Raw genomic sequence first — 15,510 nt, 5'->3', positions numbered from 1 at the left:
TGCACCTCACTCACCCTCATTCCTGTGACAAGCACAGGAACACGGTGGTGAGGAAAGCGCTACGGGCGGTCCCAAGGACAACCATTGCCGTTCAGCCGCAAATCTCCGACTATAGCCAAACACTATCAAACCACCGTCACGGTGTAAAGGATTATTTTCCTATTTCTGTGATTTTTATCCTGATCACGGGATTTGCACCCTCGTCCGTCACATATTACACTTAGCACCAGGCGGTGAGCAGAAGGGACAAGTCAAGTTGGTAAAACAATGGGTTGAGCGGTTGTTTGCGGGTCTTTCGGCAACCGGCATCGTCTTTGGCACGGTTCTCTTCTGCGCTTCTCTCACACCATCGCTCCTGCCGCGAACATGGCTGATGCAAGGTGTGCTGTGCGGGTTTTCTTTCGCGATCGGTTACATGATCGGCGTCGCCCTTCATGCGATCTGGGCTTATCTGGAGCTGCCTGAACCCTCGCGTCATAACGTCCGCGGCGTTCGGTTTCTCATTGCGCTTGCCGCCGCGATTACGGCGATTGCGTTTCTGTGGCAGGCGAAAGACTGGCAGAACTCCATTCGCGTGCTGATGGAGCTCGATCCGCTCCCCAGCGCGCACCCCACCAAGACAGGCGCCATCGCCATACTGGTGGCTGCCATTCTCATCGGCGCCGGCCGGCTGTTCCAGCTGATCCGCCGTTTCTTTGCGACGCGCAGCCGGCATTTCCTGCCGCGCCGGCTGGCCAATGTGCTCGGCATCGCCGCGGCCATCATTCTGTCCTGGATGCTGCTCAACGGGCTGATCTTCGACATCGGCCTCAGATTTGCCGATTCCTCGCTGAAACAGGTGGATGCGCTGATCGAACCCGATGTGCCGCGCCCGTCCGATCCGCTCAAGACCGGCAGCAGCGCCTCGCTGATGACATGGGAATCGCTCGGCCGTCGCGGCCGCGAATTTGTCGCTGAAAGCCCTCGTGGCGCAGACATCTCCGCCTTCACCCACCGCCCGGCCAAGGAGCCGCTCCGGGTCTATGCAGGCCTGAACTCCGCCTCGACCCCGGATGAAAGGGCATCTCTGGCGCTTGAGGAACTGAAACGTGTCGGCGGCTTCGAACGCAAGGTGCTCCTGGTGGTCATCCCCACCGGCACCGGCTGGATCGATCCGGAAGCGCTCGATACCGTCGAGTATCTGCATGACGGCGATATCGCCAGCGTTGCCGTGCAATATTCCTATCTCTCAAGCTGGATAGCCTTGCTGACGGAGCCGGATTACGGCGTCGAGACGGCGCGCGCTCTGTTTGAAGCCGTTTATGGCTACTGGACCACCTTGCCGAAGGAAAAGCGGCCGAGGCTTTATCTGCACGGCTTGAGCCTCGGTTCGCTCAACTCGCAGAAGTCCTCCGATCTTTACGATGTGCTCTCCGATCCCTTCCAGGGCGCGCTGTGGAGCGGCCCTCCCTTCTCCAGCCCGACATGGCGCATGGCCACCAATGGCCGGGTGAAAGGCACGCCGGAATGGCTGCCGCGTTTCCGCGATTCCTCCGTCATCCGCTTCGCCAACCAATATACCACCGCGCATATGCCTGATGCGACCTGGGGGCCGATGCGGATCGTTTATCTGCAATATGCCAGCGACCCCATCACCTTCTTCGAGGCCGCCTCGCTTTACCGGCGGCCGCAATGGATGGTGCATCACGGGCCAGACGTTTCCACATCCTTCCGCTGGTTCCCGGTCGTCACCCTGCTGCAGCTCGGCCTTGATGTTGCTGCCGCCACCACGGCGCCCATCGGTTATGGCCACGTCTATGCGCCGGAACATTATATCGATGCATGGACGGAAGTAACTGCACCAAGCGGCTGGAACGCGGAGGATATCCAGCGGCTGAAGATGTTCTTCAAGGCCCGCCGCGGCTCCACCGATCCGGCGTGAGCGCGGCGGACTTACTTTGACCCTCAGCCCTTCAGCCGTTCCAGATTGTCGGCGATATAGGTCTCCAGTGAACGCGGTGCATGGCCGGTCAGCGTCTCGACATCGCCGGTCACCACCGCTGTCCAGCCTTCGCGCACGGGATAAAAGATCGAGGCGAGGAACGAGGCATAGTCCTGCGGCACGCCCGCACCGGTGAGGATGCCGATGAAGACCTCGTCCGAAACGGCAGCGTAGGACACTGGCTTGCCGATCGCCTGCGATATCAGCGCGGCCGCTTCGCCGTAACCGAAGGCCTTCGGACCCGTCAGGTTGAAAGCCTTGCCGTTAAAGGCGTCAGAAGTCAGGGCTGCGGCGGCGCTGTCGGCGATATCGCGCACATCGATGAAGCTCGACTTGCCCTCGCCGGCCGGCACGGCGATCTGGCCGTGGTCGATGCCGGCCTTCCAGTAGCTGTGGAAATTATCGGCGAACCAGTTGGGGCGCAGGATGACGTAAGGCGTGCCCGAAGCGATGATCTTCAACTCGATCTGGCGATAGGGAATGGAATCGTCGGCATCGACGCCGAGGACGCTGAGGAACACGATCTTCACCTTCCGGCGTGCGGCCTCCTCGACTACGGGCGTCAGCGCGTCGATGGCATCCAGACGTCCGCCGGAAAGAAGCAGGAACAGGCGGTCAACACCGTCGAAGGCATCCGCATAAGTCGATGCGTCGGTATAATCAAAACGCACCCCTTCCGCGCCGTCCGACGCCCTGCCGCTGCGCGACGCCGCCTTCACGCTTTCGCCCTTGGCCACCAGTGCCCTGACCAGCGGCGTGCCGATGGTGCCGGTTGAACCGATTACGAGTATCTTGCCTGCCATCTCAAATCTCCTTAGTATCTAATGGAAACCATGTTTCGAAAACACAGATACTGCGTTAGAGAAATCATGAAAAGAGAGCACTTTTCGGTTAGCTGGTTTCCTCGCGGAAACCGGTATGGCCTTGAAACAACAGGGTGAAATCGATGGCAAATATCTATGACGTTTATGAGGACCGCTGCCCCACCCGCATGGTGCTGGACAGGATCGCCGACAAATGGGCGCTGCTGATCCTCGACAAGCTGCGGCGTGATGCCGCTCGCTTCAACCTGTTACGGCGCGAGATCAAGGGCATATCGCAGAAGGTGCTGTCGCAGACGCTGAAGAAGCTGGAGCGTGACGGGCTGATTTCGCGGCAGGCCTTTCCAACGGTTCCTGTCACAGTCGAATATTCACTGACGCCGCTGGGGCGCACGCTGACGGACACCGTGGCGGCGCTTGCCCATTGGGCGGAGGGCAATATGGACGCGGTTATGGCGGCACAGAGGGCTTATGATGAGCGGACGGTGGTTTAGACGGCTTCGCTTTCGCGTAGCGAGAGAAACATAGGAGTGGCAAGCTCCTTTGTTGTTTCGTTTTGCAGACCATCGTTTCCGTCATACCGGACTTGATCCGGTATCCAGCCAGCCCAAGTCCATGGGCCGAAAAGACTCTGTTCGCCGCGCAGACGCGCATCGACTGGATGCCGGATCAAGTCCGGCATGACGGAAGTGGGTTTCGCTTATCTTCCACTCTTTCAAACGCTTCTTACCGCGAGATCCGCGTCGACAGAATGATCGATGACAGCGTGCGCTCTACTCCGTCGAGCGCGCCGATACGGTCGATCAGCCGGTCGAGATCGAGAATCGAAGGGGCGGCCAGAATGGCGATGAGGTCAAATGTGCCGCTCACCGAATGCAGCGTCGTCACTTCCTTGATGGCGGCAAGCGCCGCAGTCACCGCTGGCAGAGCCTTCGGCCCGATGGTGATGAGCACATGCGCGCGCACCAACCCGGAAAGATAACTTTCCGAAAGCCTGAGGCCATAACCCGCGATCACGCCGTCTGCCTCCAGGCGCTCGATGCGGGCCTGCACCGTGGTGCGCGAAAGGCCGAGCCTGCGCGCCAGTTCCGCCACCGGCATGCGGGCATTCTCGGAAAGCAGCGCCAGCAGCGCCCGGTCCTTGTCAGTGATCGTCATAGTGATCAATCCTGTCGTCTTATCGTTCAATAATAACGAGCGATCTGCACATAGTGAAGCTCCGAATCGCAGTGAAACCGCAATATGATTGTGCCCTAAGAATTTTTCTGCGGGGAACAAAACATGAAAAACATCGTCGTCATAGGTGCGGGCAACATCGGCTCGGCCATCGCCTGGATGCTGGCCGCCACAGGCGATTATCGCATCACGGTTGCCGATCGCTCGGCCGACCAGCTGGCCAATGTGCCTGCTCACGAACGCGTCGACACCGAGATCGTCGACATCACCGATCGTCCGGCGCTGGAAGCACTGCTAAAAGGCAAATTCGCCGTGCTGTCCGCCGCCCCCTTCCACCTGACGGCGGGCATTGCCGAAGCGGCCGTTGCCGTCGGCACGCATTATCTCGATCTGACCGAGGACGTGGAATCCACCCGCAAGGTCAAGGCATTGGCGCAAACGGCGGAGACGGCGCTCATCCCGCAATGCGGCCTCGCGCCCGGCTTCATTTCCATCGTCGCCGCCGATCTTGCCGGCAAGTTCGACAAGCTGGACAGCGTGCGTATGCGCGTCGGCGCTCTGCCGCAATATCCGTCCAATGCGCTCAACTACAACCTCACCTGGAGCACGGACGGGCTGATCAACGAATATATCGAGCCCTGCGAAGCGATCGTCGAAGGCCGCCTCACCGCCGTTCCGGCGCTTGAGGAGCGTGAAGAATTCTCGCTCGATGGCGTCACCTATGAGGCTTTCAACACGTCAGGCGGTCTCGGCACGCTTTGCGCCACGCTGGAAGGCAAGGTGCGGACGATGAATTACCGCACCATCCGTTATCCCGGCCATGTCGCGATCATGAAGGCGCTGCTGAACGATCTCAACCTGCGCAATCGCCGCGATGTGCTGAAGGACCTGTTCGAGAACGCCCTTCCCGGCACCATGCAGGATGTGGTCATCGTCTTCGTCACCGTCTGCGGCACCCGTAACGGCCGCTTCCTGCAGGAAACCTACGCCAACAAGGTCTATGCCGGTCCCGTTTCCGGCCGGATGATGAGCGCCATCCAGATCACAACCGCCTCAGGCATCTGCACGGTTCTCGATCTGCTTGCCGAAGGCACGCTGCCGCAGAAGGGCTTCGTGCGCCAGGAGGAAGTGGACCTGCCCAAGTTCCTCAATAACCGGTTCGGCCGGTATTATGGTGCACATGAGCCGCTGGCTCGGGTGGGGTGAGTTACCGGCCTCAGTTTATTCCGTCATCCCGGCCTTGAGCCGGTATCCAGCCAGCCCAAGTCCTTGGGCTGGAAATACTCTATTCGCCGCGCAGACGCGCGTCGGCTGGATGCCGGATCAAGTCCGGCATGACGGTGAGGTCGTCACGTCCCGCAAAACGTCCTGAACACCCGCTCATGGCTCATCGGCGGCTGCATATAGACGAAATTGTCCGGCCGCTCCTCGAAGGGCGTCGCAATCGCCTTCAGCATGGCGTGAAAGGGCTCGAAATCATCCTCCTCCACTGCCGCCTCGATCAGTTCCTCGATGCGGTGGTTGCGTGGGATGATGGCGGGATTAACTGACAGCATCGCCGCCGATCTTTCGGAATCGGAAATCCCCTCCCGACCGGCTCTTTCCCGCCAACGGGCGAGAAATTCGTCCGCGCCCGCAATATCGATGAACATGCCGCGGAATGGCTCGGCGTCGCCATTGACGGCATGCGAAAGACGACGGAAGGTCAGCGTATAGTCCGCCTCCGATGCCTGCATCAGCGCCAGCAGCCCCTGCACCAGATCCATATCGCCCTCTTCCTCCGCCGTCAGGCCAAGTTTTGCGCGCATGCCGGTAAGCCAGCGTTTGGGAAAGGCGGCAGCGAAATCGGCGAGAACCCCATTGGCGAGTTCAGCGGCCTTTTCCACCTGCGGATCGAGCAGCGGCAGCAGGCATTCCGCCAGCCTTGCGATGTTCCACTGGGCGATGCCGGGCTGGTTGTTATAGGCGTAACGGCCCTGCGCATCGATGGAGGAAAAAACCTTGTTGGGGTGATATTCATCAAGGAAGGCGCAGGGGCCGAAATCGATGGTCTCCCCGGAGACCGCCATATTGTCGGTATTCATCACGCCATGGATGAAGCCCACCATCATCCAGCGGGCGATGAGGTCGCATTGCCGTTGCGCAATGCCCTGCAGCAGGGCGAGATAAGGATTGCCTGCCTCTTTCGCCTCGGGATAATGCCGATCAATGATGTAATCCGCGAGGTTTCTGATCGCCTCATTGTCTTCCCGCGCGGCGAAAAACTGGAACGTGCCGACACGGATGTGGCTTGCCGCGACACGGGTGAAGACGCCGCCCGGCAGGCCGACTTCACGCTGCACCCTTTCGCCGGAGAGAACAGCCGCCAGGGCCCGGGTGGCGGGAATGCCCAGGGCAAACATCGCTTCCGAAACGATATATTCGCGCAGCACAGGGCCAAGCGCGGCGCGCCCGTCACCCCTGCGCGAGAACGGCGTCGGGCCGGAGCCTTTCAGCTGGATATCACGCCGTTTGCCGTTCCTGTCGATCACCTCGCCCAGAAGAATCGCGCGGCCATCGCCCAGCTGCGGCACGAAACCGCCGAACTGGTGGCCGGCATAGGCCATGGCCAGCGGTTCGGCTCCCTGAGGCACGACATTGCCCGAAAAGATCGCCGCCAGCCTTTCATCGTCAAGGCCGGTGACGTCGAGACGAAGCTCGTCGGCAAGCCCACGGTTGAAGGCGATGAGGCGCGGTGCCTTTACCGGCGTCGGCAGCACCGCGGCGCTGAAACGCTCCGGCAGGCGGGCATAGGAATTGTCAAATTTCATCACGGATAAACTCCCTGCTTTGCCTCTATATGGGGCCGGAGGGCGGCGGATGCGAGCGATAAATGCCGAAGCTCCGCTCCTTCGCCTCATTCAATTTTGCGCAATGAACTTTCCATCGCCATCATCGTTCCTATGCTTGACCCGCAGAATGCCGAAAGGAAAGGAAAAGCAATGACCGTCGTTGAAGCCGTAACCGCCGAACCGGAAAGCGCCATCCGTACCATTCACACCGATCTGCCCGTCAACGCCACCTTTCATGTCTGGCTGAAGGCAAAAAAAGCCGGCGAGCCGGGTGCGGTTTCCTTCTCCAATCAAAACGGAAAATTCGCCGAAGTTTCAAGCGTCAACACCGAAGAGTACGGGTTTCGGATCTATCAGGTTTTTGGCGGCGGCCATGTGGAGCTGAGTTACGACACGGTCACCACCGCCGTTTCGGTGATTTATTGGTTCACGGCATCGGATGTACTCGAAACCGGCATCACGGTTGTCCATACCAAGCCTGACAATGCCGCGCCGGAACTTCCCGGCAGCTACCACTTCCGCCCGCCCTTCGGCTGGATGAATGATCCGAACGGCTTTGGCCGCTTCGAGGGCCGTCCGCATCTGTTTTATCAGCATTATTCGCACGGGCTGCGGTGGAACACCATGCATTGGGGACATGCTGTCTCCTCAGATTATCTTCGCTGGCGGCATCTGCCGATCTTCCTTTTTCCGTCAGAAGACCTGACCACCCGGCCGGACAAGCGCGGCGGCGCCTATTCCGGCTCCACCATTCCGCTGGTGGAAGGCACCGGCATCCGCGTGTTCTTCACCGAGCAGGTGCAGGACCGCATTCCCGAACAGCAGATACAGCTCACCGCCACCTCTTCCGATCTCATCATGGCAGGGCAGGCAGACGTCATTCTGGGCCATCGTCCGGACGGACAGGGGCTGACGCCGGATTTCCGCGATCCCTACGTCTTTCGCGGTCCCGATGGCTTATGGAAAATGGTGCTCGGCAGCCAGAGCGAGGGCGGCGGTGTTATCCTGCTTTACGAAACGCTCGACCCCACGGCTGCTTCCGGCTGGACCTATGTGGGCAAGCTGTGGGTGGAAACGCGTTATAAAACCACAGCCATCGAATGCCCCTGCCTGCTGCCGCTCGATGGCCCCGCCAATGCCCGTTCCACGCGCTGGGTGCTGATCTACGGACTGATGCACTCGGAAGACCCCCAGACAGGCCGCAAGAACCTGACAATGGCCGATGTGGGCTGGTTCGACGGCAAGGTCTTCACCAAGGAATCCGGTCAGGAGCTCGATTTCGGCACCGATAATTATGCGTTTCAGGCCTTTCTGGACGGGGATAGCATCATCGGCATCGGCTGGCTGGCCAATTGGGCCGACGCCAATCCCGAGATCGATTTCCCCACCTCCATGACGTTACCGCGCCGGATCACTTATGTGAATGGCGAGCTTCTGACCCCACCCATCGGCGCGGCCGAAAGCCTGCGCAGCCACATTCTCGACCGCACCCGGCTTGCGGCCGGCGAGCGCGTCACCTTCATCAACGGCGCAGTGGAGATATTGCTCGAGCTTGCGTCGCCGGGGGTGCCCTTCGAACTCGCGCTTGATCACCCGACGGTGACGCTCGGTCTCGTCAGCGACGAAACGGGCCTCTGGATCCGCCACGAGGATGGGCGGGAGGGCCCCTCCCCACATTACATTGCCAAAGGTGCAAGGGCCTCGCGCGTCCGTATCTTTCTGGATTACGGCTCCATGGAGGTTTTTGCCAATCGCGGACGGTATGTCGGCACGAAACGCATCGAGGGCTTCGAGCCCGTGCGCGCCGCTCTTTTGAAGGCCGAGGCCGGGGCGGTGGTCCACGCCACGACCTGGGCGCTGCGTCCCTAAGGAACCTTTTGGCGGATTGGGTGGTTGATAGACCAGAAACGCCCGAAAAATTCCGCCGAAAGGAGAAACGGCATGACCAAAATCCGCGACACCAGCGATCCCATCCTGTTTCCGACGGAAGCCAACGAGAACAAGACCGAGAAGAAGCGCGCCGGAAAGGGTATCGTCATCGTCATCGGCGCGATCGCCGTCATGGCCTTTGTGGTCTATCTGACGGCGATCACCATCGCCACTACCCAGTCCTGACCAGGCCGCGGCGCGGGCGCTAGCGCTCGCCGCGCAGCCCCCTTGCCGTGAAGATCGCCAGCAGCGACACCACGACACCAAGCCCGTAAAGATACATCATCGGCATCGTCACGTCTGCCCGATCGATTTGCGTCACGAGATCGGTTGCAGCGGCCACGGTTCCGCTTGCACCCGCACCGGCGGCGGCTCCCAGTGTCGCGACCGTGGGGAGCAGAGCGCCCGTCATCTTGCGTTCCTCCTCCGGTGCGGCTTCCATGGCCGCCTGGCTGATACCGGCCCATGACATGCCGAAAGCCGATCCTATCAGGATTTGCCCAAGCAGCATTTCGACCGAACTGCCGGTCGAAAGCCCGAGCCCGAGCAAAATGCAGCCCGGCACCATCTGATAAGGGCCGTAATGCAGGCAAACCTCGCGCAGGCGATCGGAGCGCAGGCTACCAATCAGCATTGCCACCAGGCTCCAGGCGAGCGGCATGGTCACCACGATAAAACCGGCGAAGGTGGGTTCATGGCGCCAGAGATTGATGGCGACATAGGCCAGATAGACACTGCCGAGAGCGTGGGCGTAGGACATCAGGAACAGCACCCAGAAGCCGCTGCCGAGCACCGTCTTCAACCGAAACGAATCCTTCGGAAACAATCCAACGGAAGGCCGTGTACCGGCGCGGAGCGAGGCCCACAGGAGTGCTGCACCCGCCAGCAGGGACAGGGCGCGCAGGCTCGCATCCTCGAAGGCAGAGGGAGCGGAAAACGCCAATGCGCCGACCAGGCATAGCGCCAGCGGCACCAGCGGCCTGCGCGTCGTCACCACCGGTCGCTCGGCGGAGACGGCAATGGCGGTATAGGCCACGAGCAACAGAATCAGGGGTGCCGACAACAGGAAGGTGGCGCGCCAAGAGATATGTTCGGTTGCGAAACCGCCTGTGAGCGGGCCGATGAACGAGGCGACCGCCCAGATCGCCGCCTCGATGGCGAAGACCTTCGGCAACAGGCCGGAGCGGAAACCGGCGGGAATGAGGCTGTAGCACACGGCAACGATCAACCCGTCCGCCAGACCCTGCAAGGCGCGACCGACGACGACCCACAAGAAGTCGTCGGCGATTGCCGAAAGGAGGGAACCCATAGAAAAGATCAGGCAGCACAGCAGCAGGACCGTGCGCGCGCCGAAACGTTCGCGAAACAGCACGGCGGTGACGCCGCCAGCGACGGAACCCACGAAATAGAGACTGTAGGCCCAGCTATAAAAGGCCGCTCCGCCGATTTCATTCACGGCCACCGGCAAGGCCGTGACGACCGCGAACTGGTTGAAAGCGTGCAGGCCGATACCGGAGGAGATGACGGTTAAAAGCGAGAGATTGGTCCCGCTCAACAATTCACCCCAGCCGTTTTTCTCCGTCATTTCCATACTCGTCAAAGCCGCATCCTTTCGATTTTCGCGATACGGCGGGCAAACTAGAACCTCAAGCGCCATTGAGGTCAAGACAGCTTTTTCGCGCCATTCAATCCGAGGGAATTCGCAGGCGACAGGAACCCTGCGCGTTTCCGCTCGTTTGCCGAATAACCGATAGAAAGGATACCGTCATGGACCGCAAAAAAATCCTGCCCTCGAACGAAGACGCCATGGATGAAGACCTGCTCGACCTCGACATCGACGCCCTCCCCGCCAAGGGAGAAATTCCTCAATTCATCGAGCAGGAAATCGAGGAAGAAGAGGCCGAGAGCGAGGACGACGCCTATCAGGAAAGCGACGAGGCCCTGCCCGACGATGCGGAGGAACGGGTGATCAACCGCAATCCCTCGCGCGAGGGCGGGGCGTTCGACGAGGTTTAACCGCTTGTCAGGCCGGATACGAGGCGTTTCAACATGTGGCGCTGATGATCCTGCCCACCGAAGAAGATGGCGAGAACACGCAATGTCTTCTCGCCGTCATCAACATCGAAATGAAAGATCGCCTGATTTTTTGCGACCCGACGAAGGCCGGGCAAAAGTTCAGGCATCAATGTCCCGCGAAACGGTGCCTTGCCGAGGGTTTGCATATCCGCCTCAATAGCGCCGATGCGCAGGACCGCCCGCTCGAATGCCTCCGGCAGCGTGTCGCCAAGGCCGCGATAGGATTGAATGAGATGGTCGAGACGGACATTGGAGTTCTGCCTTCAAAGGAAAAATGATGCTACTCAGTAGCATATCTTTCCTTTTCATTCCAGGAACGACGTGCGTCAGCCCGCCCGTTCAGGCGAGTAACCGGCCTCGCGGATTGCTTCCTCCGCGGTTGCGGCGTCACCCGTTACCGTGAGCCTATGCGTGGAAAGATCGATATTGACGGCGGCGTCGGGAAGGACGTCCGAAAGTGCGCCGCGCAGGGTCTTTTCGCAATGGCCGCAGGTCATGTCCGGGATGAGGAAGGTGGTTGGGGTCATAATTTCTCCTATTGGTCGGCGCCGATATTTTCGCACCGGCTTTCTTTCAGTGGGTTCTGGCGGGCTTGCTGTCTGTCTTGTCGGCACCCGCGAGATCGTCGAGGATGGGGCAATCGGGCCGGTGGTCGCCGCCGCAGCAATGGGCGAGATGGGAGAGGGTTTTCACCATGCTCTTCATTTCGGCGATCTTCTGTTCGAGATCGGCGATGTGGACAAGCGCGATTTCCTTTACCGCCGAACTCTCACGGCTCTTGTCCTGCCAGAGTTTCAGCAGCGTCTCGGTTTCTTCCAATGAAAAACCGAGCGTTCTCGCACGTTTGATGAAGCGCAGGTTATGGACATCCTGCTCTCCATAGACGCGGTAATTATTACCGGTGCGCGCGGCGGGGGTGATGAGGCCGATCTGCTCATAATAACGGATCATCTTGGCGGAAACGCCCGATGCCTCCGATGCCTGGCCGATATTCACGATTTCACCTCCCGATGAGCGACCTTCGCCCGTTTCAACCGCAGCGCATTGGCGAGAACAAAGACGCTGGACAGCGCCATCGCCCCCGCACCGATCATCGGCGACAGCGTGATGCCGAAAGACGGGTAAAGCACGCCCGCCGCAACCGGTATCAGCGCCACGTTGTAACCAAAGGCCCAGAACAGGTTTTCCTTGATGTTGCGCATGGTCGCGCGGCTCATCTCGATGGCGTTGACCGCGCCAAGAAGATCGCCGCCAACCAGCACCACATCGGCGCTTTCGATGGCGACATCCGTGCCGGTGCCGACGGCAATGCCGATATCGGCCTCTGCCAGTGCCGGCGCATCATTGATGCCATCGCCGACGAAAGCCAGCACCTTGCCGCCTGCCCGCATCTCATGGATTGCCTTCACCTTGCCATCAGGCAGCACTTCCGCAACCACACGGGAAATGCCGACCTGCCGGGCTATGGCGTTTGCCGTACGCTCATTGTCGCCCGTCACCATCGCCACTTCGATGCCCATCGCCTGCAACGCCTTGATGGCGGTGACACTTGACGGTTTCAGCGGATCGGCGACGGCGATTGCAGCCGCCAGCCTGCCGTCGATCGCGGCATAAAGCGGCGTCTTGCCTTCATCGCCCAGCCTTGCGGCGGTTTCGGCGAAGACATCAACCGAATGACCCAGTTTGGCCATGTAACGATCCGCACCGACCTCGACCTTGCGGCCATTGACGGTGGCGGCGATACCGTAACCCGTCACGCTTTCGAAGTTCGCGATAGTTGCAGCTTCGAGTCCTGCATGGGTCGCCACCTTCTTTTCCTCCGCAGCCCGGACGATGGCTTCGGCGATCGGATGTTCCGAGCGACCCTCGACGGCGGCGACCAGCGCCAGCACGTCGTTATCGACAAATCCTTCCGCAACCACGAGATCGGTCAGTTCCGGGCGGCCCTTGGTGACGGTGCCGGTCTTGTCGACCACGACGATCTCAGCCGAGCGCAGTTCCTGCAGGGCCTGTCCCTTGCGGAACAGTACGCCCAGCTCCGCTGCCCGACCGGTGCCGACCATGATGGAAGTCGGCGTGGCAAGACCCATGGCACATGGGCAGGCGATGATGAGCACCGCCACCGCATTGACCAGCGCGAATGTATAGGCAGGTTCGGGACCGAAAATCGCCCAGACGATAAAGGTCAGCACCGCAATCGCAATGACGACGGGCACGAACAGCGCGGTAACCCGGTCGACCAGCAGCTGGATCGGCAGCTTGGAGCCCTGCGCCTCCTCTACCATGCGGATGATCTGCGACAGCATGGTATCGGCGCCCACCTTGGTCGCCTTGAACTTGAAGGCCCCGGTCTTGTTGATGGTGCCGCCAACGACCGCAGCGCCGACCGTCTTTTCAACCGGCACCGGTTCGCCTGAAATCATGGATTCATCGACATAGGACGAGCCTTCAACAACTTCGCCATCCACCGCCAGCCTCTCGCCGGGACGGATGACGACGATATCGCCCATCACCAGATCGTCAGGAGAAATATCGATGGTGGCACCATCGCGCTCTACGCGGGCGGTCTTCGCCTGCAGGCTCATCAGCTTACGGATGGCGTCTCCGGTGCGGCCGCTGGCGCGGGCTTCGAGAAGCCGTCCGGTCAGGATCAGCGTCACGATGACCGTTGCCGCTTCATAATAGACGAATTGCGCCTCTGCCGGCAGCAGGTCGGGCGCGAAGGTCGCCACGACGGAATAGAGATAGGCGGCAGTAACGCCCAACGCCACCAGCGAGTTCATTTCCGGCGCGCCGCGCAGCAGGGCCGGAAAACCGGTCTTGAGGAAGCGCAGACCCGGTCCGAAAATCACCAAAGTCGCCAGCACGAAATAGATATAATAGAGGTTCTGCGTGTCGATGATGCCCATCAGCCAGTGGTGCATCGGCTCATAGAGATGGCCGCCCATTTCCAGCACGAAAAGCGGTGCCGTCAGGATGGCGGCGATCGTCAGGTCGCGTTTCAGCGCGCCCTCTTCGCCCGCATGGTGCATATGGTCATGGCCGCCACTTTCACCGGCCGTCGCCATCTGGCTGTGGCCGTGGTGATGCCCCTCGTGCCTGTTGTGGGATTGATGGGAGGAATGGTCGTGCGGCTTTGGCGTCGCCAATGCAAAGCCGGCAAGTTTTGCCGTTTCCACCAGCGCGTCCCGTTCACGCCGGCCGCCGATCGTCTCCACGGCGGCCTTGCCGGCTGCGGTATCGACAGTGGCGTTAATGGTGGTTGCGACGGCTTCCAGAACAGCCTTCAATCGCGCCGCATCCGCGTCGCTGTGCAGACCTTCGACGGTAAATTCATGCCGATCCGGTGCAATATCGTAACCCACCTTCTTGATGGCAGCGCCAAGCGTTTTGGCTGAGAAACCTTCAGCCGGCTCGACCGTAAGCTTCTTCGTGGCGAAGTTCACGGAACTCGACATGACGCCGGGCACCTTGGCCGCGGCCGTTTCCACCCGCCGCACGCAGGAAGCGCAGGTCATGCCTTCCACGGGAATGGAAACCGGTTGATTTGGATGGGCGTGTCTGACTGTCTCGTTCATGGGAAATCCCCTTTCGAGACCCTATGTAGGGCTTCCCATGATGGGAAGGTCAAGGGAAGAAGAAATTTTTTGCCGCGAACAAAATCGTGAACGACGCCGCCAGCCACAGGGCGATGAATATGGCAGCAGCCACGCGGCTGACGGGACGGGATTGCGCGGCCGCGGCCGTCAATCGATGTTCCGCCAGCAGTGGCGGCGGCACAAGACGCACCGCAAGGAGGATGCCGAGCGGGACGATGACCAGATCGTCGAGATAACCGATGACGGGAATGAAATCCGGGATGAGATCGATCGGTGAAAGCGCATAGGCGGCGACCAGCATCGCCACCACTTTGGCCAGAAGCGGCGTGCGGGGATCGCGTGCGGCAAGATAAAGGGCGTGAACGTCACGCTTGATGGATTTCGCCCATCGCTTGAGCTTTTCGAGCATGGGAAAGTCCCTGAAACATCCGGCCTGTCGATCCTATGCGTGATCCCCGGGGACTATGCAATGGTCTCTATGATACGATCCGCCTGGCGAGATAAATCGTTGCCCCGCCGCATTGCGGATCGTTGACGACCTGATCCAGAAGCCGGAATCCATGCGTGGCCAAAAGGCCTTCGTAATCTTCACGCGCGAGGCTGGCGTGATAAAGTGGCTTGCCCTGAAGGGTACCGATTGCTTCGCCTTGCACTGGCCCGGCAGTGAACATCAGGGCCGCACCTTCATTGGCATGCTGGCGGAAGATACCGAACATCCGGCGCTGATCCTCGGGACACAGGTGAAAAAAGCTGTGCCAGGCAATCAGCCCATCGAAACGGCGGCCGAGGGCCAGTTCGCGCATATCGGCAACCACCCAGAGCTTTTCCGGAAAGCGGCTGCGGCAAAGTTCGATCAGCGGCAGCGACGCATCGATGCCCGTGAGATCATAACCGTTGGAGATGAAATAGCCAGCGATCGGCTCACCCGAACCGCAGCCGATATCGAGAATGGAGCCGCCATCGGGCAATAGCGAGGTGAACCTGTCCAGCCAGGGTTTTTCAACAAGGGAACGACCGCGCTGATTGTCAAAATCAGCACCGTGCTTGGTATAGAGCTTGATGACATCGCGAGAGGCATCCGACATATGCTGATGTCC

General features: G+C 60.3%; 16 protein-coding genes. 7 read left to right on the top strand and 9 right to left on the bottom strand.

The annotated features are described in order from the left end of the window. Positions 1-280: 280 nt before the first annotated feature. Complete coding sequence (locus tag EGT36_RS11360; RefSeq protein WP_172965656.1) at positions 281-1,921, top strand: alpha/beta hydrolase; 1,641 nt, start codon at positions 281-283, stop codon at positions 1,919-1,921. Between the two features lie 23 nt (positions 1,922-1,944). Here EGT36_RS11360 and EGT36_RS11355 read toward each other — a convergent pair whose 3' ends face one another. Further along, entirely contained in the window at positions 1,945-2,784 is an 840-nt protein-coding gene (locus EGT36_RS11355; protein WP_037091554.1) for an SDR family oxidoreductase, read from the bottom strand. A gap of 143 nt (positions 2,785-2,927) precedes the next feature. On the opposite strand from EGT36_RS11355, the gene EGT36_RS11350 reads away from it, so the two are divergent. Next, complete coding sequence (locus EGT36_RS11350) at positions 2,928-3,296, top strand: winged helix-turn-helix transcriptional regulator (RefSeq protein ID WP_125270412.1); 369 nt, start codon at positions 2,928-2,930, stop codon at positions 3,294-3,296. A gap of 232 nt (positions 3,297-3,528) precedes the next feature. Here the strand turns inward: EGT36_RS11350 and EGT36_RS11340 are convergent, their stop codons facing one another. Beyond that, positions 3,529-3,960, bottom strand: a complete 432-nt coding sequence (locus EGT36_RS11340) for an Lrp/AsnC family transcriptional regulator (protein ID WP_004440719.1) — start codon at positions 3,958-3,960, stop codon at positions 3,529-3,531. A gap of 123 nt (positions 3,961-4,083) precedes the next feature. Here EGT36_RS11340 and EGT36_RS11335 point away from each other — a divergent pair, with 123 nt between their 5' ends. Continuing rightward, a complete protein-coding gene (locus EGT36_RS11335) occupies positions 4,084-5,184 on the top strand; it encodes a saccharopine dehydrogenase family protein (RefSeq protein WP_125270410.1) in 1,101 nt (366 codons plus the stop codon). 143 nt (positions 5,185-5,327) lie between these two features. Here the strand turns inward: EGT36_RS11335 and EGT36_RS11330 are convergent, their stop codons facing one another. Further along, entirely contained in the window at positions 5,328-6,788 is a 1,461-nt protein-coding gene (locus EGT36_RS11330) for a protein adenylyltransferase SelO (RefSeq protein WP_037091562.1), read from the bottom strand. A 171-nt stretch (positions 6,789-6,959) separates the two neighbouring features. Between EGT36_RS11330 and EGT36_RS11325 the strand changes: the two genes are divergently transcribed. Further along, entirely contained in the window at positions 6,960-8,678 is a 1,719-nt protein-coding gene (locus EGT36_RS11325; RefSeq protein ID WP_037091722.1) for a glycoside hydrolase family 32 protein, read from the top strand. Between the two features lie 72 nt (positions 8,679-8,750). Next, positions 8,751-8,924 (top strand): hypothetical protein, encoded by a 174-nt coding sequence (locus EGT36_RS11320; RefSeq protein ID WP_004440709.1) that lies wholly within the window; start codon positions 8,751-8,753, stop codon positions 8,922-8,924. A 19-nt stretch (positions 8,925-8,943) separates the two neighbouring features. Here the strand turns inward: EGT36_RS11320 and EGT36_RS11315 are convergent, their stop codons facing one another. After that, positions 8,944-10,329 (bottom strand): MFS transporter, encoded by a 1,386-nt coding sequence (locus EGT36_RS11315; protein ID WP_169692050.1) that lies wholly within the window; start codon positions 10,327-10,329, stop codon positions 8,944-8,946. Between the two features lie 176 nt (positions 10,330-10,505). Here EGT36_RS11315 and EGT36_RS11310 point away from each other — a divergent pair, with 176 nt between their 5' ends. Both EGT36_RS11310 and EGT36_RS30485 read left to right on the top strand, forming a co-directional pair. Continuing rightward, positions 10,506-10,754 carry a hypothetical protein gene (locus tag EGT36_RS11310; RefSeq protein WP_037091564.1) on the top strand — a complete coding sequence of 83 codons (249 nt, stop codon included), beginning with the start codon at positions 10,506-10,508 and terminating at the stop codon, positions 10,752-10,754. Positions 10,755-10,789: 35 nt separating this feature from the next. Continuing rightward, on the top strand, positions 10,790-11,092 hold the full coding sequence (locus tag EGT36_RS30485; protein ID WP_156779252.1) for a hypothetical protein: 303 nt from the start codon (positions 10,790-10,792) through the stop codon (positions 11,090-11,092). A gap of 48 nt (positions 11,093-11,140) precedes the next feature. Here the strand turns inward: EGT36_RS30485 and EGT36_RS11300 are convergent, their stop codons facing one another. From EGT36_RS11300 to EGT36_RS11280, 5 genes are all read right to left on the bottom strand, one after another. Continuing rightward, entirely contained in the window at positions 11,141-11,341 is a 201-nt protein-coding gene (locus tag EGT36_RS11300) for a heavy-metal-associated domain-containing protein (protein WP_006700082.1), read from the bottom strand. A 46-nt stretch (positions 11,342-11,387) separates the two neighbouring features. Then, a complete protein-coding gene (cueR, locus tag EGT36_RS11295; protein WP_004440702.1) occupies positions 11,388-11,810 on the bottom strand; it encodes a Cu(I)-responsive transcriptional regulator in 423 nt (140 codons plus the stop codon). After that, a complete protein-coding gene (locus EGT36_RS11290) occupies positions 11,807-14,392 on the bottom strand; it encodes a heavy metal translocating P-type ATPase (protein ID WP_037091569.1) in 2,586 nt (861 codons plus the stop codon). The genes cueR and EGT36_RS11290 overlap by 4 nt, the downstream gene beginning before the upstream one ends. Before the next feature lie 49 nt (positions 14,393-14,441). Beyond that, positions 14,442-14,822, bottom strand: a complete 381-nt coding sequence (locus tag EGT36_RS11285) for a YkvA family protein (RefSeq protein WP_004440697.1) — start codon at positions 14,820-14,822, stop codon at positions 14,442-14,444. 67 nt (positions 14,823-14,889) lie between these two features. Continuing rightward, on the bottom strand, positions 14,890-15,498 hold the full coding sequence (locus EGT36_RS11280; RefSeq protein ID WP_022555844.1) for a class I SAM-dependent DNA methyltransferase: 609 nt from the start codon (positions 15,496-15,498) through the stop codon (positions 14,890-14,892). Positions 15,499-15,510: the final 12 nt, after the last annotated feature.

It is taken from the genome of Agrobacterium sp. FDAARGOS_525 (assembly GCF_003938925.1).
Lineage (GTDB): Bacteria > Pseudomonadota > Alphaproteobacteria > Rhizobiales > Rhizobiaceae > Agrobacterium > Agrobacterium pusense.
Note: the sequence above shows the minus strand (reverse complement) of the source record. Positions and strands in the feature narration are given on the sequence as shown.